At 62.8% G+C, this 21390-nt stretch carries 14 protein-coding genes and 1 pseudogene; 12 read left to right on the plus strand and 3 right to left on the minus strand.

Features of this window, described 5'->3' with window-relative positions; translation table 11 throughout:
• Positions 1-460 precede the first annotated feature (460 nt).
• The 9 genes and pseudogenes from DLM86_RS04185 (at position 461) to DLM86_RS04225 (ending at position 11112) form a co-directional block, all read left to right on the plus strand.
• Positions 461-1819: an extracellular solute-binding protein gene (locus tag DLM86_RS04185; protein WP_110838725.1), complete on the plus strand. Its 1359-nt coding sequence runs from the start codon at positions 461-463 to the stop codon at positions 1817-1819.
• A 94-nt stretch (positions 1820-1913) separates the two neighbouring features.
• The gene (locus DLM86_RS04190; RefSeq protein WP_110838726.1) at positions 1914-2804 is read left to right on the plus strand and encodes a carbohydrate ABC transporter permease; all 891 of its coding nucleotides are present in this window, start codon (positions 1914-1916) and stop codon (positions 2802-2804) included.
• Positions 2805-2826: 22 nt separating this feature from the next.
• Positions 2827-3711: a carbohydrate ABC transporter permease gene (locus DLM86_RS04195; RefSeq protein ID WP_110838727.1), complete on the plus strand. Its 885-nt coding sequence runs from the start codon at positions 2827-2829 to the stop codon at positions 3709-3711.
• A gap of 96 nt (positions 3712-3807) precedes the next feature.
• Entirely contained in the window at positions 3808-5676 is a 1869-nt protein-coding gene (locus DLM86_RS04200) for a cache domain-containing sensor histidine kinase (protein WP_110838728.1), read from the plus strand.
• Positions 5673-6869: a response regulator gene (locus DLM86_RS04205; RefSeq protein ID WP_110838729.1), complete on the plus strand. Its 1197-nt coding sequence runs from the start codon at positions 5673-5675 to the stop codon at positions 6867-6869. Before DLM86_RS04200 ends, DLM86_RS04205 begins: the two co-directional genes overlap by 4 nt.
• Positions 6870-7016: 147 nt before the next feature.
• Positions 7017-8720: a hypothetical protein gene (locus DLM86_RS04210; protein WP_110838730.1), complete on the plus strand. Its 1704-nt coding sequence runs from the start codon at positions 7017-7019 to the stop codon at positions 8718-8720.
• Between the two features lie 40 nt (positions 8721-8760).
• Positions 8761-9045: pseudogene (locus DLM86_RS04215) on the plus strand (winged helix-turn-helix transcriptional regulator); the annotation flags it as partial.
• A gap of 234 nt (positions 9046-9279) precedes the next feature.
• Positions 9280-10185 (plus strand): SDR family oxidoreductase, encoded by a 906-nt coding sequence (locus DLM86_RS04220; protein WP_110838732.1) that lies wholly within the window; start codon positions 9280-9282, stop codon positions 10183-10185.
• A gap of 117 nt (positions 10186-10302) precedes the next feature.
• Positions 10303-11112, plus strand: a complete 810-nt coding sequence (locus DLM86_RS04225; RefSeq protein WP_110838733.1) for a DUF6492 family protein — start codon at positions 10303-10305, stop codon at positions 11110-11112.
• Positions 11113-11185: 73 nt separating this feature from the next.
• Here DLM86_RS04225 and ilvD read toward each other — a convergent pair whose 3' ends face one another.
• From ilvD to DLM86_RS04240, 3 genes are all read right to left on the minus strand, one after another.
• Complete coding sequence (ilvD, locus tag DLM86_RS04230; RefSeq protein WP_110838734.1) at positions 11186-12880, minus strand: dihydroxy-acid dehydratase; 1695 nt, start codon at positions 12878-12880, stop codon at positions 11186-11188.
• A gap of 15 nt (positions 12881-12895) precedes the next feature.
• A complete protein-coding gene (locus DLM86_RS04235; RefSeq protein WP_110838735.1) occupies positions 12896-13561 on the minus strand; it encodes a GntR family transcriptional regulator in 666 nt (221 codons plus the stop codon).
• A 282-nt stretch (positions 13562-13843) separates the two neighbouring features.
• A complete protein-coding gene (locus DLM86_RS04240) occupies positions 13844-14653 on the minus strand; it encodes a phytanoyl-CoA dioxygenase family protein (RefSeq protein ID WP_110838736.1) in 810 nt (269 codons plus the stop codon).
• Positions 14654-14883: 230 nt separating this feature from the next.
• Between DLM86_RS04240 and DLM86_RS04245 the strand changes: the two genes are divergently transcribed.
• The 3 genes from DLM86_RS04245 to rsgA all read left to right on the plus strand — a co-directional run bounded on the left by DLM86_RS04245 (position 14884) and on the right by rsgA (position 21260).
• On the plus strand, positions 14884-15714 hold the full coding sequence (locus tag DLM86_RS04245; RefSeq protein ID WP_110838737.1) for a helix-turn-helix domain-containing protein: 831 nt from the start codon (positions 14884-14886) through the stop codon (positions 15712-15714).
• Between the two features lie 935 nt (positions 15715-16649).
• Complete coding sequence (locus DLM86_RS04250; protein ID WP_110838738.1) at positions 16650-19835, plus strand: RCC1 domain-containing protein; 3186 nt, start codon at positions 16650-16652, stop codon at positions 19833-19835.
• Between the two features lie 354 nt (positions 19836-20189).
• Positions 20190-21260 (plus strand): ribosome small subunit-dependent GTPase A, encoded by a 1071-nt coding sequence (rsgA, locus tag DLM86_RS04255; RefSeq protein WP_110839173.1) that lies wholly within the window; start codon positions 20190-20192, stop codon positions 21258-21260.
• Positions 21261-21390: the final 130 nt, after the last annotated feature.

The following is a 21390-nucleotide window of genomic DNA, read 5'->3' on the forward strand; positions in this document are numbered from 1 at the left end:
GGCAGGGGACCTTGTCGCGGATGCGGGCCGATTTTGTTTGCCGGTAGCTCGTCGGAGTGCGAAAACGGATCGAGAGACGAAAGAAGCGGCGATATGATAGTTTCTGGCATCTCTCTCGCCGAAGCAGGGAACGATGGGGGAGCCTGCGCTGCAATCTGTTGGATTTTATCCAACAGGAGGTTCTCGAAAGAGGGAAGACCGGCCGGCTATTGGATTTTATCCAATGGAATCGGCCCGAACGAGCTGAAAAATGCCAACAGCGGCAAATCTGTTGGATTTTTTCCAATGGCATGCCTCTTCGGCGGTCGAATCGGCCCAATCTGATGGATGAAATCCAACCGCCCGCTCGACGCGTCGCCCCTCCTTAAAAAAACAAACCTCACTCCCTAAGTTCGCGCATTGTTCGAATCGTCCTCCCGACGGATAATAAGCGTATAAACGATCTGGGGGGAAATCGAGAATGACGAAACGTTGGAGAACGCTGAACACGATATTGGCCGGCGCGCTCGCGCTCGGACTCGCGGCATGCGGCGGAGGGGCCGATCCGAAGACGAGCGGCTCGGCGGGGACGCCTTCCGGCGCCGGCGACGGGGCGAAGGCGGAGACCAAGACGAAGCAGGACAACATCACGATCACGTTCCAGAACATTTACCCCGACCCGACGACGCCTTCCCACAAAATCTTGAAAAAAATCGTAGGCGACTATACCGCCGCGCACCCGAACATCAAGATCGAGCTCGACTCCCTCAACACCGACCAGCAAAAGATCAAGCTGAAGACGCAAGCCGCCTCGAAAGAAGTGCCGGACATCACGATCGTCAACCCGGCGGCCCAGATGAAGCCGTTCGTCGACGCGGGACTGCTCGCCCCGCTGAACGACATGCTCGACGCCAACGGACTGAAAGGCACGTTCCAAACCGGCATCCTCGATTACTACAGCTTCAACAACAACGTATACGCGCTCCCGGACGGCAACAACATCGCGGTCGTGTTCTATAACAAGGAGCTGTTCGCCCAAGCGAACGTGCAGGTGCCGAAGACGTTCGAGGAGATGATCGAAGCGGTCAAGACGCTCAAGGCGAAAGGCATCCAGCCTATGGTCATCGGCGAGAAGGATACGTGGACCGGCTCGTTTCTGTTCATGAACGTGCTGCTGCGCACGAACGGCGGTCCGAACTTCCTGAAGGACGTCATGGACAAGAAAAAGACGTTCAACGACCCGGCGTTCGAAGAAGCGGTCGCCAAGTTCCAGGAGCTCGTCCAAGCCGGAGCGTTCCAGGAAGCCGCCACCTCGTTCGACTACAACGCCGGTGAAAACTTGTTCAAGACGGGCAAGGCGGCCATGTACTTCATGGGCAGCTGGGCGACGGGCGCGATCGACCAATCCGCGGTCGGGCCGAAGGTGGGCGTGTTCCAATTCCCGACGGTCGGGGGCAAGGGCAGTCCGGACGAATTCATGCTCGCCCCGGGCAGCGCGTTCGCCGTATCGGCCAACAGCAAGCATTTGAAGGAAACGAAGGAATTTCTGAACTACTTCATGACGCAATTCCCGAAAGTATCGTTCGAGATGAAGAACGCGGTCGGCATCGCGCAAAAGGTCGACGGCGATTTCAAGGCGGCCGGCTACTCGCAGCTGCAGATGGACGTTTCCGCCCTGTTCAAGACGGTGAAAGGCGGCGATCTCGCCTTCGACAACACGATGAATCCGGGCACGTCCCAGGCGCACCTGACGAGCATCCAAAACTTGTTCGTCGCGAAAAAAGACCCGAAGGACGTGGCGAAGGAGCATCAGACCGCGTTCGAAAGCAACAACAAGTAAGCTGACCGGTCGAAGTGGGCGGGAACCGCGGGTACGAGGCGGTTCCCGTTTCCTCTATCTCTGCACCGACACGCGCGAAAGGGGGACCTCCGATATGAACGTATGGAAATTGCCGGCCCGGACGATCGCCGTTTTCGTGCTGCCCTGCCTGCTGCTGTACGCCGCGCTCGTCTTCGTTCCGATTCTGGTATCCGTCTACAGCGGACTGCTCGACTGGAACGGCATCGGCGAGTCGACGTTCGCCGGGCTGGCTAACTACAAGGCGATTTTCACCGAGGATGCGGTGTTCTGGCCGGCGCTCCGTCGCAACTTGACGTTCGCCTTGTTCTCGATGGCGGAAATTCCGGTGGCGCTGTTCGTCGCCATCCTGCTGTCCCGGTTCGTCCGCAAGCCGAACGTGTTCGTCACCGGCTACTTCCTGCCGGTCATCCTGTCCGTCGTCATTATCGGGCAGCTGTGGAAGACGATCTACAACCCCGCCTCGCTCGGCGGCATGCTGAACCAGCTGCTGATCGCGGCCGGTCTGGAGGAATGGACGAGGTCGTGGCTGACGGAGCCGAACGTCGCGATGTACGCGCTCTACTTTGTGGCGCTCTGGCAATATCTCGGGTATCACGTGCTCATCCAGTTCACGGGCGTGCAGAACATTCCGGCGGACATTTACGAGGCGGCCAAAATCGACGGCGCGGACGGCTTCGCCGCCGACCGGTACATCACGTTCCCGATGGTCGTGCCGATCTTCAAAATATCGGTCGTCCTCGCCTTCATCGGCTCGCTGCAGGCGTTCGACACGATCATGGTCATGACCGGAGGCGGGCCGGCGCACGCGACGGACGTTATCTCGACGCATATGTACAACATGTCGTTCCTGTCGATGAAATACGGCTACGGCAGCGCGCTGGCGACGATTCTCGTCGCGCTGTGCCTGGCGGCGACCGTGATCATCAACGCGCTGTTCCGGCGCCTGGAAAGCCATTATTCCTAATAAAAGGACGGGAGTGACCGCCATGAATACCGCAGCCCGATGGTCCGCCGCGAAGCGCGTCTCCCGGACGGGCGCCGGCTCGCTCGATCCGCTCAAGAAGGCGCTCGTCTTCGTCTTCCTCGGGGCGCTGCTCGTCACGCAGCTGTATCCGCTCGTCTGGCTCGTCCTCTATTCGCTCAAGACGAACGAGGAAATTTTGTCCGGCCGCTTCTTCGCGCTGCCCGCGTCGCCCCAATGGGCCAATTACCGGAACGCATACGAGGCGGGCCATTATTTGAACTATTTGTACAACAGCTTTTTCGTGACGACCGTGACGATGATCGCCGTCATCGCGCTCAGCTCCATGGTCGCCTACGCGATCACCCGGTTCCGCTGGCGGTACGGCCAGGCGGTAATGCTCGTCTTCCTCGTCGGGCTCATGATTCCGATGCAGGCGACGCTGCTGCCGCTGATGGTCATCTTCAAGCATATCGGCGTACTCAATACGCATCTGGCGCTCATCCTGCCGTACGTCGCCTTCTCGACGCCGATCGCCGTGTTTATACTGAGCGGCTTCATGAAGTCGGTGCCGCACGAGATCGAGGAATCGGCGATTATGGACGGTGCGGGCGTCTATCGGACGTTCGCGAGCATCATCCTGCCGATTTCGGCTCCGCCCGTCATGACGGTATGCATCCTGACGTTTATCACCATTTGGAACGAGTACATTTTGGCCGCCACGTTCATCTCGAAGGAAAGCTTGAAGACGCTGCCGTTCGGCGTGTACGGCTTCGTCAGCCAATATTCGGTCAACTACGGCTCGATCGGCGCCTTCCTCGTCATGGGCGCGCTGCCGGTCGTCGTCCTGTACTTCCTGCTGTCGGACAACATTACGAAAGGCATGGTCGCGGGAGCGGTGAAAGGATAAGCGGGCGACGGCTGATCGCCTCCATGGTGAAAGCCTGGCGGGAATGTGCTATGCTGAGAAAAAATGGAGCACGGGCGACGACGAAGGAGGACCCCCATGCCGGCTCGTACACGTGGCTTCCGTACGATTCACGGTCGCTTGTTTTTGCTTTTCTTATCCTGCATGCTCTCGCTGACGCTCGTCGTAAGCGCCGTCTATTACAAGCGGACGACCGACCAGGTGCAGGGGAAGATCGGCGAGATCGCCCGGAAAAACGTCTCCCAGACGGTCGAGCTGTTCGACCTGCTGCTCGAAGGGTATGACAGCGTTTCCAAAACGCTGATCGGCAATTTCGACCTGTACCGTCTCATCCGCGACCGGGACAAACACGATTCGGCCGTCAGCATCATCAACGACCGGACGATTACGAATATGCTCGGCAGCGTATATTTTTCCCGCAAAGACTTGATCGGCATCCACGTCATGACGTATGCCGGCAAGCAGTACTCGTACGGCAACGCGATGGGCGTCATCGATCCGGCGTACGCCGGAACGGACTGGTACCGGCGCATTCGCGAGTCGGACGGCGGGATGGTGTGGCTCGGCGTCCATACGGGCTCGCTCATCGACCAGGCGGAGAAACGGACGGTGTTCGCGTTCGGCCGCCAGCTGTTCGAGCTCGACGAGCACCGTCCGATCGGCGTCGTCCTGTTCGAGGCGAACCCGCAGCCGATCGTCTCCGCGCTCGACAACCTCAGTCTGGGGCCGAACAGCGAGACGTATATCGTCGTCGCGGACGGCCGCATCGTGGCGCCCGCGGCGACGGTTGCCGCCGACGCGCTCCGGCGGGTTCCGATGCCTCCGGTGCGCGAGCGCGAATCGTACGTCGACCGCAAGCCCGAAGGACTGACGGTCGCCGCGAAGCCGACGGCGGCCGACTGGACCGTCGTCAGCTTTACGCCGGAGCGGGATTTGAACGTCGAGCTGAACCGGGCGAAGCACTTCCTGCTTATCGTCGTCTCCGCGCTAGTCGTCGCGGCGATCGCGCTAGCGACGTTCGTCTCCAGGTCGATTTCGTCTCCGCTCAAACGGGTTATCCAGCAGATGCGGCAGGTGGAGCGCGGCAATTTCCGGGGAACGCTCGACGTGAAATCGTACGAGGAGATCAACATATTGGCCGCCTCGTTCAACCAGATGGTCGGCCGGATGGACGAATTGATCGAACGGGTGAAGCTGTCGTCGACGAGCGAGAAGAACGCCCAGCTGCAGGCGCTCCAGTCGCAGGTGAACCCGCACTTTCTGTACAATACGCTGGACATGATTTATTGGATGCTGGACGAGCGCGGCAACGACAAGCTCGGCGGCGTCGTGCTGTCCTTGTCGCATCTGTTCCGCTACAGCAGCCATTGGGACGACGCGGCCGACGTGACGCTCAAGGAAGAGCTGGAGCAAATTACCCACTACTTGACGATCATCGGGACGAGGCTGCAAGGAAGGCTGGCGACGGATATCCAAGTCGAGGACCGATGGCTCGAAGCCCGCCTGCCTAAAATGACGCTGCAGCCGATTATCGAGAACGCCGTCAAGCACGGGCTCGACCCGCTCGATCCGGACCGCACCGGGCGGCTTCGCGTCCGAACGGTGGCGTCCGGGCGGCAGCTGCATATCGTGATCGAAGACGACGGGGTCGGCATGGAGGAGCGAACGCTCGCTTGCCTGCGGGAAAGCTTGTCGATGGAAACCGATTCGAACGGAGAGGCGGCGGGGGCCATCGCGCCTGCGGAATCGGCCGGCGGAGGGCCAAGCGAGGCGAACGCGAAGCGCGGCATCGGCCTGCAAAATTTGCACCGCCGGCTCGTGCTCATGTACGGTCCCGAGTTCGGCGTGGCTATCGACAGCAAGCCCGGAGAGGGGACGACGGTCACCGTCGCGATGCCGCTGCCGGCGCAAGGCGAAGCCGGGGGGAAGGGGGAGAACGGACGATGAACGTGTTGATCGTGGACGACGAAAGCGTCATTCGGGAAGGGATCCGCCGGACGATCGAGCGGCAGTTTCCGTCGTACCGCGTCCATCTGGCCGGGTCGCCGGAGGAAGCGATGCGCGTGCTGCGCTCGAACCGGATCGACATCGTCCTGACCGACATTTTGATGCCGGGCATGACCGGACTCGAGCTGATGGGCTTGTTCCGCCGGCGTCAGCCGTTCGTGAAATGGATCGTCATCTCGGCCCATTCGGAGTTCAGCTACGCGCAGGAAGCCGTTCGGCTCGGGGCGAAGGACTATTTGCTCAAGCCGATCGGCAAGGAGCGGCTCGTCGAGCTGATCGCCTCGCTCGCGGACGAGCGCAGGCACGAATCGGAGGCGACGTCGGAAGCGCAGCTCATCAAGGCGAACTTGAAATATTTGCGCGAGGCGATTTTGCAGCGGTGGGCGTCGGGGCTCGATATCGGCCGGTTCGACATGGAGTCGTTCGCAGGCGGCTACCCGCGCTTCCATCTGGTCCTGGTGCGAATGGAAAGCGACAAGAAGGTGCATCTGGAGCATTTTACGATCGAGAACGTCTTGTCGGAGCTGATCGACATGTTCGGCAAAGGGTTCGTCGCCAGCTTCGATTCGATGAGCCTGCTCGGGCTCGTCTCGCTGCACGAGGGCGTCGCTCTGGAATCGCTGCTCGAGCCGCTGCGCAAACATTTGAAATTTTACTTGAAGGTCCCGTTCCAGGTGCTCCACTCGGGTCCGATCGACGACATCCGGACCGTTCCGGCCGAGGTGCAGCGGATGCGGCAAGCCTGCGAGACGCACGTGTACGAACAATACGAGCGCGGCGGAGAGCGTGCGATCGAGACGGTGCTGCATTACGTCCAGTCGCATTATCACGAGGACGTGTCGCTCGAGAAGGTCGCCTCGCTCGTCTACTTGAACCCGGTCTACTTCAGCCAGCTGTTCAAGCAGAAAACCGGGCAAGGCTACAAGGAATACGTCATCCACGTGAGGCTCGAGCACGCGAAGCGGCTGCTCCTCAATCCGACGCTCAAGCTGGCCGACATCGCCGAGAAGATCGGCTACCAGGACATGCGGCATTTCGCACAGCTGTTCCGCAAAAAATACGGAGCGACCCCCACGGAATACCGCCAGCGCATGGCCAACGGCGCGGAGGAGTTAGGGGCGGACTCGCGATAACTACGATTCACGGTCGCCGGCGACGGCGGCTTTTTTCATTGGCTTATTTGGGGTATTCGGAATGCAGCAACGCCAGAATAGCCGGAATGCAAACGAAATGATGAGATGCCAGGAGAGTAAAATGTGGTAAAATAAGGGTTACACAACATGGCGAACCGTCCGCATGGAATTGTCGATCGGAATGTTGGGGACCGTTCGATCGGTCAGCAACGCAAAATGGAGAAGGATAAGGGGAAATCCATGATGAAGCTGCATTACAGTATGGCCCATGAGCCGCTGCTGGAATTATCCACACGGGATGCGTTGATTGCCAATATGAAGAAGGCCGGAATCGAGAAAATTTGGATTGCCGCGTTTTACTCCGGCGACATGGTCGATCTCGAAGAGCTCAAGCAGGCGAAGGCGTATGCGGAGCAAAACGGACTTGAAGTCGGTGCGCTGACGATCCCGATCGGGCACCCGGGCAATTCGCTTAACCCGGAAGACCCCGATTCAAAGCTGCAAATCCCCAAGCATTGGCATTACCGGATCAATAAAAAAGGGGAGACCGCCTATTACTGCGGGGCGATCGATGCGTGTCTGATCGAGGACAACGGGAAAGCGGCCATGCTGCTTCGCGATGCCGGCTTTACGGAAGTGTTTCTCGACGACGATCTCCGCGTCGGCAATTTAAACGGGAATATTGAGGGCTGCTATTGCGACGCATGCGTGGCGGAATTCAATGCGATTTATCGCCGTCAAGAGACGAGGGAAACCTTGAGTGTGCAAATGGCCGACAGACGGGACCCGGCCTTAATGAAGGATTGGGTTGCCTTTCAATGCGACAAAGTTACGGCGGTTATGAAGGCGACGGATATCGAGGGCGTGCAGCCCGGGATCATGGTCATGCATTTTGGCGACGAACGGCACGGAATCGATATTCCCGCTATTCGGGAACAAATACCGAACACGCTGTTCCGGGTCGGGGAGCATCAATTCAATGATCGGAAATTCGCCAATCCGTACGCAAAAGGCGAAGAAATGCTCGGCATCGCGTACCACCTGAACTTTATCGACAAGCCATTCGCTTATAGCGAAACGACGGTTTTTCCTCCCCGGTCTTTAAAGGAGCATCATTTGGTTTATAAGGCGAAGCTGGCGATTGCAGCCGGGCTTGAAAATATCCTCTTCATGAGCGGTACATGGGCGATGGATGACAGCTATTGGGAAGCGATTGCAGCTGCGCTTCCGGTACTGCGAGCGTTTGATAAAGACTGCGCGGACGGGGAAAGGACCTATCCGGTTCACCTCGCTTACGGGACGCACGGCGCTTATGCAGAGCCCATTATCCCGACCAGTTTGCCGGTGCTGGCGGGCTTGCCGGTCAAACCCTTGCGGGCAGACCAGTGCGATGATGACGGGGAGTTGCTCTTGTTTTTCGGCGATTATGAATTAACGCGGGAATGGCAAGCGAAGCTGCCTCACTATAAGCAAGTCATGTTTGACCAAAAGGCCGCGTTGAAAAATAAAGCGGCCATCGAAGCGTTAAAGGCTACGGCTTCCAATCTTGTTTGCTGGGATCATGAAGCGACGTCAAGGCCCGACGCTGCGGAAGTATCGCTGCTTCAAGCGTGGATCGCTCAAGAAGCGCGGGAGTTCCCGCACATCGTTGAGGGAGACCATATCGGGTTGGTATGGCTGAAGAATAGCGGGAAGGTCATTTTATATAATCTGTTAGAAACCGAAAATCAGGGCGCAGTCGAAATGTCGGGCCGCAAGCATCCCGTTCGCTTGAAGCCGCTGTCCTTTGCGGTTCTGAGCAGAGCGGGCTCTCTGGCGGAATACGATACGGAAATCGAGCTTTACAAATGATTGGAGGTGGAGAGTGCGATGAGAGGAGTGGACTGCATACGTGGAACAGCCGGAGAAAGTCTACAACACTTCAGTGGAAGCGACGCTGGAGGTCATCGGCGGGAAGCGGAAGCCCGTCATACTGTACCTCACCTTCGGCCCGAAGCGCAACGGAGAGCTCCGCAGCCTCATTCCCGACGTCTCGCAGAAGGGGCTGACGCAGCAGTTAAGGGAGCTTGAGGATGAAGGCGTCATTCGGCGCACGGTCTATAACGAGATGCCGCCGCGGGTCGAGTATGATCTGACGGAGTATGGGTGGAGTCTCAAGGAGATTTTGCACGCGATGTGAAGAAGGGGGGACAGACATATCGAGCGAAAATATAAAGACGAGGCCGTCGCCCGCAATCCCGTCCGTTGACGGTCAGGGCGGACGCGCGCTTGAGGCCGAGGCAGGCGTTCGATTCGTTTCGGGAGCCGCACGCGCCCGATTCACGACGCATTGCCGCGTCACTCCGGCGGACGTTTCGGAATAAGGTAGGGGGTAGGCATCAACCCAAACGAAACGACACGGAGGATCCCCATGAATCGTTATCCGATGTATCCGTATTACGGCTCCATGACGAAATGCGAGGAGCAGCCGATCGCCTTCCCGCCCCAGCACCAGCCCCGGCAGCCCGGGCTCGAATACGAGATGGTGCCGCGACCGATATTCGACAATCCGGCGTATGTCGGCAGCGGCAAGCTGAACGGCAAAGCGGCGCTCGTCACCGGCGGCGACAGCGGCATCGGACGCGCGACGGCGATCGCATTCGCCAAGGAAGGCGCGGACGTGGCCATCGCCTACTTCGATGAACGGCCCGACGCCGACGAGACGCGGGCGCATATCGAGCGGCTCGGCCGCCGGTGCCTGACGCTGCAAGCCGATCTCCGGTCGAAGGCGGCTTGTGCCGCCGTCGTGGAGCAGACGGTGCAAGCGTTCGGCCGGCTCGACGTGCTCGTCAACAACATCGCCGTTCAATTCCCGCAGGCGAGGCTGACGGACATTTCCGAGGAGCAGCTGGAGCAGACGTTCCGGACGAACATCTTTTCGTTTTTTTTCGTCACGCAGGCGGCTCTCCCGTATTTGAAGCCCGGCGCCTCGATCGTCAACACCGCTTCGATTACGGCGTACCGCGGCGAGAAAATGCTGCTCGACTACTCGTCCACGAAAGGAGCCGTCGTCTCGTTCACCCGCTCGCTCGCGATGTCGCTCGTCGACCAAGGCATTCGCGTGAACGCCGTGGCGCCCGGTCCGATCTGGACGCCGCTCATCCCGTCGACCTTCCCCGCCGAACGCGTCGCGACGTTCGGTACGGACACGCCGATGAAGCGGGCGGGCCAGCCGTTCGAGCTTGCTCCGACGTACGTGTACTTGGCGAGCGACGACTCGCGGTACGTGACGGGCGAGACGCTTCACGTCAACGGCGGCGATTTCATTGCGTCGTGACGCGGGAAGCCCCCGTACAGCGGCGGAAATCGGCGCCCTAATCGAGCGGACGGCATCACCTTCGTCCTTTCGTCTTCATATCATAGCGCAGAAACTTTGCCGATTGGAGATGATGGGATGGCGCGACCGACAACAAGCGCGTCGAAGAGCGGGCCCGCGATCGACGTCCTCATACCGGCGATCGAGAAAGATCTGGGCACGCTTCCGTTCGTCATTGACGGAATCCGCAAGCATGTCCGGCACCCGATCGGCCAAATCGCGATCGTCGCTCCGGACAGCGCCAAAATCAAAGCGCTGTGCCGCCGCAAAGGGTGCACATTCGTCCACGAACGGTCGGTGCTGCCGCTGACGAAACGATCGATCAACTATCGCTCGAGCAAGTGGGAGCGTTCGGGGTGGATGCTGCAGCAGCTGCTCAAGCTGAGCGGCGACAAGGTAAGCACCCGGAAGCATTATTTGGTCGTCGACGCGGACACGGTGTTCATACGGCCGCACCGGTTTTCGATCGGCGGGAAGACGGTGTTTTACTGCCGGGACTGGAGCCAGCCCGAATATTTCAAAACGTACAAAAGACTGCTCGGCCAAAAAGCGGCCGCCCCGCGTTCGTTCGTCACGCATTATATGCTGTTCGACAAATCGAAGCTGCGCCGGTTGAAAAAGACGATCGAAGCGAGGCACGGCAAGCGCTGGTACAAGGCGATCTTGGGCAGCATCGACAGGAAGAGGAACTTCGCGTTCTCGGAATACGAGACGTACGGCAATTTCCTCTATTCCAACTACCCCGGCAGCATCGTGATGAAAAGCTGCCTGAACAAAGGCATGTCGACGAGCTTCTCCCGGCTGTCCGCCCCGAAGCTGAAAAAGCTGGCGAAATCGTACCGGTCGCTCTCGTTCCACAAACGGAGCGTGTATGCCAGAAGGGCGTAGCCGGCAGCCTAGGCAAACGTGAACGAACCCCCGGGGACGGCCCCGGGGGTTCGTGCGTTGCGGCGCGCGCCGCTCAATCCGTGTTCATGTCGGTAACCGCGCCCGTCGAAGCGGACGATACGAGCTTCGCGTATTTGTACAGGACGCCGGACGACGCCTTGAGCGGAGGGCGGACCCATTCGCTTCGCCGCCGCTGCAGCTCCTCGTCCGGGACGTCGAAGGAGATCGATTGCGTCTCGCTGTCGATCGTCACCGTATCGCCCTCGCGCAGCAGCGCGATCGGGCCGCCGACCTGCGCCTCCGGGGCGATGTGGCCGACGACGAAGCCGTGCGAGCCGCCGGAGAAGCGGCCGTCGGTGAGCAGCGCGACTTCGCCGCCGAGCCCTTTGCCGACGATCATGGCGGTGACGGAGAGCATCTCCGGCATGCCCGGCCCGCCCTTCGGTCCGCAATACCGGATGACGAGAACGTCGCCCTTGCGGATGTCGCCGTTCATGATCGCGCGGGTCGCTTCCTCCTCGCCGTCGTAGACGCGGGCCGGCCCGGAGAAGCGCAGCTTGCGCAATCCGGACATTTTCGCCACCGCGCCTTCCGGAGCGAGATTGCCTTTCAGCACGACAAGCGGCCCGTCCGGCTTCAAAGGCTCCTCGAACGGCCGGATGATCGTCTGGCCGTCCGCCAGCGGGGCGGCCTCGGCCAAGTTTTCGGCCAACGTTCGGCCGGTTACGGTCATGCAGTCGCCGTGCAGCAGTCCGCGTTCGAGCAGCAGCTTCATGACGCCCGGCACACCGCCGACATCGTTCAAATCCTGCATCGCGTACCGGCCGCTCGGCTTCAGGTCGGCCAAATGCGGCACCCGGCGGCGAATCCGCTCGAAATCGTCGAGCGTCAAATCGACGCCGGCGGAGTGGGCGATCGCCAGCAGGTGCAGGAAGGCGTTCGTCGAGCCGCCGAGCGCCATGACGACGACAATCGCGTTCTCGAACGCCGGCTTCGTCATGATGTCGCGCGGTCGGACGTTACGCGCCAGCAGCTCCATGACCGCGCGGCCGGCCGACGCGCATTCGTCCGCTTTGTCCGGCGCGATCGCCGGTGCGGACGAGGAGCCGGGCAGCGACATGCCGAGCGCCTCCGCCGCCGCCGCCATCGTATTGGCGGTATACATCCCGCCGCACGCTCCGGCGCCCGGACAAGCGTTGCATTCGACCTGGTGCAGCTGCGCTTCGTCGATGCGTCCTTCCTGGTATTGACCGACCGCCTCGAACGCGGACACGATGTCGATGCTTTTGCCGTCGAGCTTGCCCGGTTGAATCGTGCCCCCGTATACGTAGACGGACGGAATATTCATGCGGGCGATCGCCATGAGGCACGCCGGCGTGTTTTTGTCGCACCCTCCGATGGCGACGAGGCCGTCAAACCGTTCCGCGTTCGCCGTCGTCTCGATCGAATCGGCGATCACCTCCCGGCTCGGCAGCGAGAACAGCATCCCTTCGTGGCCCATCGAGATGCCGTCGGAAACGGTAATCGTGTTGAAAATAAGCGGGGCGCCTCCGGCCTCCCCGACGCCTTGCTTCGCCCGCCGCGCGAGCCCGTCGATGTGCATGTTGCACGGCGTTACCTCGGCCCACGTGCTGGCGATCCCGATCATCGGCTTGCGGAAGTCGTCGTCCCGAAAGCCGACGGCCCGAAGCATCGCGCGGTTCGGGGCGCGGTTCGCCCCTTCGCTGATGACGTGACTGCGAATGCGTAAATCCGGTTTGTCGCTCATAAGTATCGCTCCTTCTCAAATGATCGCGTGCAGCTCGCGCATCGGCCGCAGCAAGTTTTGCTTCATCATGGCGGCGGCGGCTTCGGCATCCCGCTTCTCCAAGGCGTCGACGATGGCGGCATGCTCGACGACGGAGGCATGGTTCGCCGTCACCGGCTGCTTCAAAAACACGTACTTGAACCGGCGGATATGAATCTGTAGCGACGAGCTGAAGGCGGCGACGTACGGATTATCCGACGCCTCGACGATCAAGTTGTGAAAATGCTCGTCCGCCTCCATCGCTTGATACGGCTGTCCGTTCTCGATCGCTTCCCGGAACTGTGCGTTCAGCTCCCGCAGCTGCTCCAGCTGGGCGGGCACAATGAGCGGCGCCGCCGATTCGGCGGCGAGGGCGTGAAGCGCCGCGAGCGTCGGGTACAGCTGCAAAATATCGTCCTTGCGGATCGTCGTCACGCGCGTATCCTTGCCCGGATGCATCTCGACGAGTCCTTGGATTTCGAGCAGCTGGAGCGCCTCCCGAACGGGCGTCCGGCTGACGCCGAGCGCTTCCGCCAACTCGGCGTCGACCAGCTTCTCGCCGGGCTGAAGCGTGCCGTCGGTGATCCATCTTTGGATTTGCGACAGCGCCCGTTCCTTGGCGGACAGTCGCGCCGGAGCGGAGTAGTTGCTCGGGATCGGCATACGTTCGACCTCCTTGTCGTTGTTCTTGTATGCAATATATCGCATACGTATATCGAATTCAAGCCCTGCGAACAAAAAAATCCGCGATTCGGACGAAATGTCCGGTATCGCGGATCGCAAAAGCGGGAGCGCCAGGCGGCAGGCAGCGGGTGACAAGCAGTGGGCGATAAGCAGCAGGAGATAAGCAGCAGGAGATAAGCGGCGGGCGGCAGGCAGTAACCGGCTGCGGTAAGCAGCGGCCGATAGCGGGAAGCGGCAGCGGCTGACGGCAGGCGTCCCGGTTCAATGCGGGTACGCGGCTTCGTACTCGACGCCGCACGGCCCTCCGTCGGGATTCGCCTCGAGCATGACCTCCGTGCCGTCGGCGCGGAACAGCGGGCGATAAAAGGCGCCGATTTTGACGGCGGAGGCGTTGGCGTAATGGCAAATGAACGCCCGGCGGAACCGGTCCTTCGACTTGTTCCGGTACGAGCCGTGAATGAGGTTGCCGTTGAAAAACAGCACGTCGCCCTTGTCCATGACGGCCGGCACGGCTTTCCGGTCTTTGGGCGGCTTGACATAGTGGGTCGTGAACGACTCGTTCGCGTCGGCTTCGTCCGGGCATACGATGTCGAAGCCGTTCGTCCGCGGCACGACGAGCAGTCCGCCGTTTTCTTCGTCGGCGTCGTCGACGGCCGTCCAGGCGGCGATGCAGTTGCCCGGCTCGACTTTCAAATAAAAGTTGTCCTGATGGAGCGCCTGCCCCCGAGAGCCGGGCGGCTTGTAATAAAACATGCTCTGCGCGGCAAGAGGCTCCTCTCCGTACAAATCGCGCAGCACGTCCATCACCGGCCCGTGCAGCATGTACGCCTTCGCCGTCTCGTCGAAACGGTGCGGGTGCATGACGCGCGGATACCGTTTGAGCGGATCGGCGACACCCTCACGCAGGTCCGGCTCGAAATGGCCCGGAATCGTCCGGTGACCGATTGCCTCGAACGTCCGCTCCAGCTCCTCGATGTGCCGAGGCTCGAACAACCCTTTTACGATCAAATAGCCTTCCGTATCGAAGCGATCTTTTTGCTCTTGCGTAATCGCGCACAGCGTATGCGGCATCCTTCATCATCCCTCCGGCGGTAGTTCGCGTGGCGAGAAGACCACAGTCCCATCATATCGCTCGGCGTGCTTCCGGTGGAGTATCGATCGTGCTGATTTGTCACACGATTCTGCTAAATAATCGGGTCGGTACAATCGGTAATTGTGCTGTGGCGCCATATTGTGCGATAATTCGTCGTAACCGCAACATGATCGATACTGCCGGGACGGCTGGGGGAGGGAAGCGACAAATGAAAGAACCGGAACGCGATCGGGATCGCCCGGAGGACGGGGACGGCGGCGGCGCAGGCGGTTCCGGCGTCATTATCGCCGGACATTACGACGAGCCGGATACGTACGTGACGAAACGGCCGGAGGGCCGGGACGATTGGCTCCTCACGTATACGCTGGGCGGACGAGGCTATTTCGTCACCCGCGAAGGGACGACGCATTGCCGGCAAGGCGACGTCGTCCTGCTTCGGCCGGGTACGCCGCAGCATTACGGGACGGCGAAAGGGGAACGGTGGCACTTCGTCTGGGCGCATTTCTCGCACGGACTGTTGGAGACCGGACTGCTGCCCGACGTCGGACTGCACGTGCAGCGGCTGGAGGGGGAGTCGCAGCGGAGACGGCTGCTCCGGGCGTTCCGGCGCCTGCTGGCCGACTTCCGTGAGCGCGGCCCGTATTGGCGCGAGCTGTGCGAGAATGCGCTGCGGGAAATGCTGCTCCTGCTCGCGGGACGTCTCGGCAAGCCGGGCGATCCGCGCATCGAGGAGGCGCTTCACCTGCTGTCCGCCAACATGCGCGAGCCGGTCCGGATCGACGAGCTGGCGCGCGCCGTCGGCTTGTCCCCCTCCCGGCTGTCCCACCTGTTCAAGGAAACGACGGGAAGCTCCGTCGTGGAGACGTTGAACGCGATGCGGCTGCGGCAGGCCGCCCTGCTGCTCGAGCATACCGACCGGACCGCGTCGGAGGTGGCGTTCGACGTCGGATTTCGCAACTACAACCATTTTCTCAACCAGTTCCGCAAACGGTACGGGGTCGGCCCCGGATCGTACCGAAAGCGGGAGCGGGGCCGGTAAAGACGCCGTCGTCCGACCGCATCCAATGGGGTCCGCCGAATCCGCCAGCCGGACGACTTTACACCGGCAGCGTCCTTAAGGCGGACCGCACACCGAGAAAGCCGGGACGCCATACCATTCTCGACGTTGCGGGCCCGCTCGTGTGCGCCCCATTGGATATCGTCCAACAGAATCGTCCGTCACCCCTCGAATTAGAGCGTTCCATTGGAAAAAGTCCATTAGAACAGCCTCGTAGCGCCTTCTCCGGTCTTCTGCTGCCCTATGCATTGGATAAAATCCAATTACCGGCGGTTTCGCCTCCGGCCACGGCTCGTCTGGTTGGATGAATTCCAACAGAGACGTTGGCGGATGACGTTGGCTCGCGACGTTGCAAGGCGCCCACCGGCAGAAACGTTAGATCGCATACCCACAGCGCACGCCCAAACCACACGCCGGCACCACACGTCACACCACGCGCCCGCACCGCATGACCACAGCGCACGATCACACCGCACGACCACACCGCCCGTCCGCAGCGCACGACCATACCGCCCGCCCACAGCGCACGATCACACCGCCCGCCCACACCGCTCGCCCACAGCGCCCGCCCGCAGCGCACGATCACACCGCCCGCCCACACCGCTCGCCCACAGCGCACACCCACACCGCACGCCGGCACTACACGCCCGCAGCGCATTGACCACAGCGCCCGCCCACACCGCCCACCCACAGCGCACGTCATCCCACCAACCCCCTCCCCGTCACCCTTTCCTGCGCCGCAAGCTTTCGTCTTGTATCGCCGTTCGCCCTTTTCGCAGTGGCCAACATGGAAGTGAGGCGATTGAACTTTTTTGCGAAACGGTTAACTTTCGTTAGGTTACGGACGGCGCTTGACTCGCTACAATAGAGTGGGTTTGCCTTCATGGGAAAAAGAGGAGAAGGAGGGAGAGAAACGGATGCGCATTAACGCGGTATTGGGCAAATGCGCGCTGCAGCTGCTCGTCCTCGTTCTGACGGCTTCGCCGCCGATGGGGGCCGCCGCGCAGGCGCAAGCGGCGGAGGCCGAGCCGGTTTCGCGCAAGGTGGTGTCGGTCGACTCGGCGTCCGCGGGATTCCACGTCCTGGCGCTGCTCGACGACGGGACGGTGCGGGCGTGGGGATCGAACATGACCGGCCAGCTCGGCTTCGGCGGGGCGGGCATGGAGCCGTACAATGCGGGGATGCCCGTATACGAGCGGGACGGCGGCGGGGGTCTAACGTTGTTGTCGGACGTGGCCGCGGTTGCCGCCGGGGCGCAATTTTCGCTCGCCTTGAAAAAAGACGGGACGGTATGGTCCTGGGGAATGAACTGGAGCAAAGAATTGGGGCGCGATACACCGTCTTGGATGGATCCGGTCGCCGGCCCCGTAACCGGCCTGCCGAAAATCAAGCAAATCGCCGCCGGCGACACGCATTCGCTCGCTCTAGCCGAAGACGGGACCGTATGGGCGTGGGGGGACAACCAGACGGGAGCGGCCGGAATCGGCTCGACGTCGCCCGACTTCATCCCGAACCCCGTTCAGGTGCGAAGAGCGGACGGCCAGATGTTGGCGGACATCGATTACGTGTCGGCCGGGATGCTGTTCTCCGTGGCGGTGACGACCGACGGGCACGTCTTGAGCTGGGGCTATAACGGAAACCGTCAGCTCGGCATCGGAGACAATACGAATACGCCTCGGCCGAGTCCGCAGCCAGTGAAGACGGGCGCTGCCGAGCCGCTGACCGGCGTCGAGCGGGTCGCGGCAGGCTCTTACCATACGCTGGCGCTCAAGTCGGACGGCAGCGTCTGGTCGTGGGGAAGCAACGCATGGGGCCAGCTCGGCTCGGGCGATACCGCCACCGCGCTGTACGCCCGGCCGGTGATGGCGGAGTCGGGCGTCGCATTCGGCGGCGTCGGGTCGATCGAGGCGGGAGGCGCCCATTCGATCGCCGTCCGCGAAGACGGAACGATATGGACATGGGGAAACAACGATCGGCGGCAGCTGGGACGCGCGACCGGGGCAAGCTTCTCGACATTCCCCGGCCTGACGGAGGAGACGGAGGACGGCTCTTCGCTTGGCGGCATCGAGTCGGTGTCGGGAGGGTTCGGTCATACGACCGTGCTGACACGAGACGGAACCGTGTGGAGTGTCGGCGCGAACGACTTTAGGCAGCTCGGAGGCGGGCGAACGGACGGGCTGCGGCCGCAGCTATCCCGGACGACGATGACGTGGCCCACCAAGGCGTTCTGGACGTCCGCCCCGACGGCACAAGCGACGGCCGGGCAGCCGTCCGACGTGACGCTGCAGCTGGCGGATCACGAAGGCCGGCCGGCGCCCTACGGCGTAGACCGGGTGACGATGGAGACCGATTCGGGGACGATCGGGCCGGTCGTCTACAAGGGCGACGGCCGGTTTGCGGCGTCGTTCGTCTCGACGGTGCCGGGACTAGCCCGAATCGAGGCCAAAGTGAACGGGCTGGACGTCCCCGCGAGGCTGGACGTCTCAATCGGATCCGGCCCGCCGGACCCGGTCCGTTCGGCGTTCGAGGCGAGTCCGGGCGCGGCGCGGGCGGGGGCCGATACGGTGACGGTGACCGTGTACGCGAAAGACGCGTTCGGCAACAGCGCGAACGTCCCGCCGGGCGACGCGTCGTTCGCCGCCACGCTGGGAACGGTGGAGCCGGTACCGGCTCCGGCATGCGGCGAAGGCTGCTACCGGGCGACGCTGCGGTCGGAGGCGACCGGCATTTCGAGCGTCACGTTCTCGGTGAACGGCGCGCCGCTCGTAGCCGGATCGGTCGTCTTTCTCGCCGGCGATCCGGATTACGGGCGCTCGACGCTGACGGCCGACCGCAGCGTGCTGCCGACCGACGGAACGGCCGCCGCCGCGATCGTCTTGACGCTGAAGGACGCGAACGGCAACGGATTGACGGAGAGCGGCGGACCGGTGACGATAGCGACCGACCGGGGACGGCTGACGACGGTGACCGAGTCGGCGTACGGCGTCTACGAGACGAAGCTGGAAGCGGCGCCCGAAGCCGGCACGGCGACGATCCGGGCGGAGCGGAACGGCGCGCTGCTCGCCGCGCCGATCGCGGTCCGCTTCGTCGAGGCGGTGAGCGCCGTCGAAATCGGCGCGCCGCTCTACGAGCTGCGTGTCGGCGGCACGGCGCAGGCGTCGGCGCTCGCCCGTTATTGGGACGGCGCCACGGGCGACGTCACGGCGCGAAGCGGCTGGACGGTGCGGGACGCGGCCGTCGCCGGCGTCGACGCGAACGGCGTCGTCACGGGCCGGTCGCCCGGGACGACGGTGCTGACGGCGACGTACGCCGGCCGTGCCGCGACGGCCGCGATCAAGGTCTCTCCCGGCGCGACGGCCGGCGGCGATGACGGCTCGGGCGGCACGGATCCCGAGCCGCCGCAGCCGGGCGGGCCGCAGCCGGGGCCGATCGGCGGCGGGACCGGCGCCCCCGGCGCGGAGAAGCCGCCGTCGCCGAAGCCGGCGCACGAGCCCGAGGCCGGGCCCGGGCCCGGGCCGCCGCGCCCCGCCGACGAGCCGCCGGCCCCGCCGTTCGCGGACGTCGCCGGGCATTGGGCGGCGGAGGCGATCCGCCAAGCCGCGGCGGCACGAATCGCCGACGGCTACCCGGACGGCACGTTCCGTCCGGACGCGAAGGTGACGCGGGCCGAGTTCGTCGTCCTGCTCGCCCGGGCGATCGGCTTGTCCGGCGCGGGGGCGTCGAGCGAACCGGCTGCGGGCGAGACGTGGCCCGACTGGGCGTTCGCGACGATCGGCCGCGCGATGGCGGCCGGCTTGTCCGACGGCTACGAGGACGGCACGTTCCGCCCGGCGGCGTCCGTCACCCGCGCGGAAATGGCCGTCTGGCTGCACCGCGCGCTCGTCCATGCCGGCCGCGGCGCGTCCGGCTCGCTCGACGGCGGAGATCCGGCCGGCGCTTACGCCGATGCGGCGGACGTCCCGGCTTGGGCGCTCGACGCGTTCCGAGCCGCAATCGGCGCGGGCCTGCTCGTCGGCGACGAGCGCGGCAGGCTCCGCCCGGCGGACGCGGTGACGCGCGCCGAGGCGGTAACGGTGCTGCTGCGCCTGATCGGGCAACTATAACGGCGGTAAAGCCCGGCATTCGAACCGATGCCGGGCTTTTGCCATGAACGCAGCCATCTCCCGCTCCGCCGCCCCGGCCGCGGAGCGGGAATAATCGGCTATAACGAATCTGTCCGGTGTGCGGCCGCCGGCAATGGAATAAGATAAAGACAGGGAACCGCCGCATGGGGACGGCGGTATTTTCCGTTCATGAGACGAAAGGATGATGTTCTATGAGCATTTCGATTGCGGCAACGGTTCAAAGCGCGTATGAAACAAATCCAACATCGGCGGGAGCGCCGTCCGCGTAACGCATACACGTGGCGGATGACGCCTCCGCGAACGAATCGGGAGGAATCCGCATTGCATATCGATATGAACGAATGGGGCTGGACGGCCGAACGGGAACGGGCGTTCCGGGAAGTCGCCGAGCCGGGAGACGGCTTCGGCCGTGTGGCGCTTGAGCATACTCATCTGTACCGGATCTATACGGAACGCGGCGACATGCTGGCGGAAGTCGCGGGTCGGCTCCGTCATCAAGCTCAAGGGCGGGGCGACTATCCCGCCGTCGGCGACTGGGTCGTCATCCGGTACCGCGAGGCCGACAACCGCGCGGTCATTCACGGTATTTTGCCGCGAACGAGCAAGTTTTCCCGGAAAGTGGCCGGCAACGTGACGGACGAGCAGATCGTGGCGGCGAACGTCGACACCGTCTTTCTCGTGAACGCGCTGAATTTGGACTTCAACATCCGGCGGCTGGAGCGGTATTTGATTCTCGCTTGGGAAAGCGGGGCGAATCCGGTCGTGCTGCTGACGAAGGCCGATCTGTGCGAAGAAGCCGAGCGGCGCGAGAAGGTAGCGGAGGCGGAAGCGGCCGCCATGGGCGTGCCGGTCCACGTCGTCAGCGCCGCCGAAGGCGAAGGGCTAGCGGAGCTCGCCCCGTATTTCGGCCAAGGGCGTACGGTCGCGCTGCTCGGCTCGTCGGGCGTCGGCAAGTCGACGCTCGTCAATGCGCTGTACGGCGACGCGATCATGGCCGTCAGCGGCATACGCGAAGGCGACGACAAGGGCCGGCATACGACGACGCACCGCGAGCTCGTGCGGCTGCCGGGCGGCGGCGTGCTCATCGATACGCCGGGAATGCGCGAGCTGCAGCTGTGGCACGCGGACGAGGGGCTCGGTCAAGGGTTCCGCGACGTCGAGGAGCTGGCCGCGCATTGCCGGTTCGGCGACTGCGGCCATAATCGCGAGCCCGGCTGCGCCGTGCAGGAGGCGCTAGCGGACGGACGGCTCGCCGCCGACCGGTACGAGAGCTACTTGAAGCTGCAGCGCGAGCTCGCCTACTTGGCGCGCAAGGAGGACAAGGCGCTGCAGCTCAAGGAGAAGGAGCGCTGGAAAAAAATCCATATGGACGTGCGCCGCAGCGGCAGGCACGGCGGCGAATGAGCGCAGGCGCATCCGCCGTCGGGCGGGCAAGCGCGGGGAAGGACGGGACCGCCGGGCGGACCGTCCTTTTTTCGCGGCCTTCCGGCCCGATTGGAGGCCGGAAGGCCGACGAAGCAAGAAAAGGAGTGAG

The organism is Paenibacillus flagellatus, assembly GCF_003217775.1.
In the GTDB taxonomy this organism is placed as follows: Bacteria; Bacillota; Bacilli; order Paenibacillales; family NBRC-103111; genus Paenibacillus_AB; species Paenibacillus_AB flagellatus.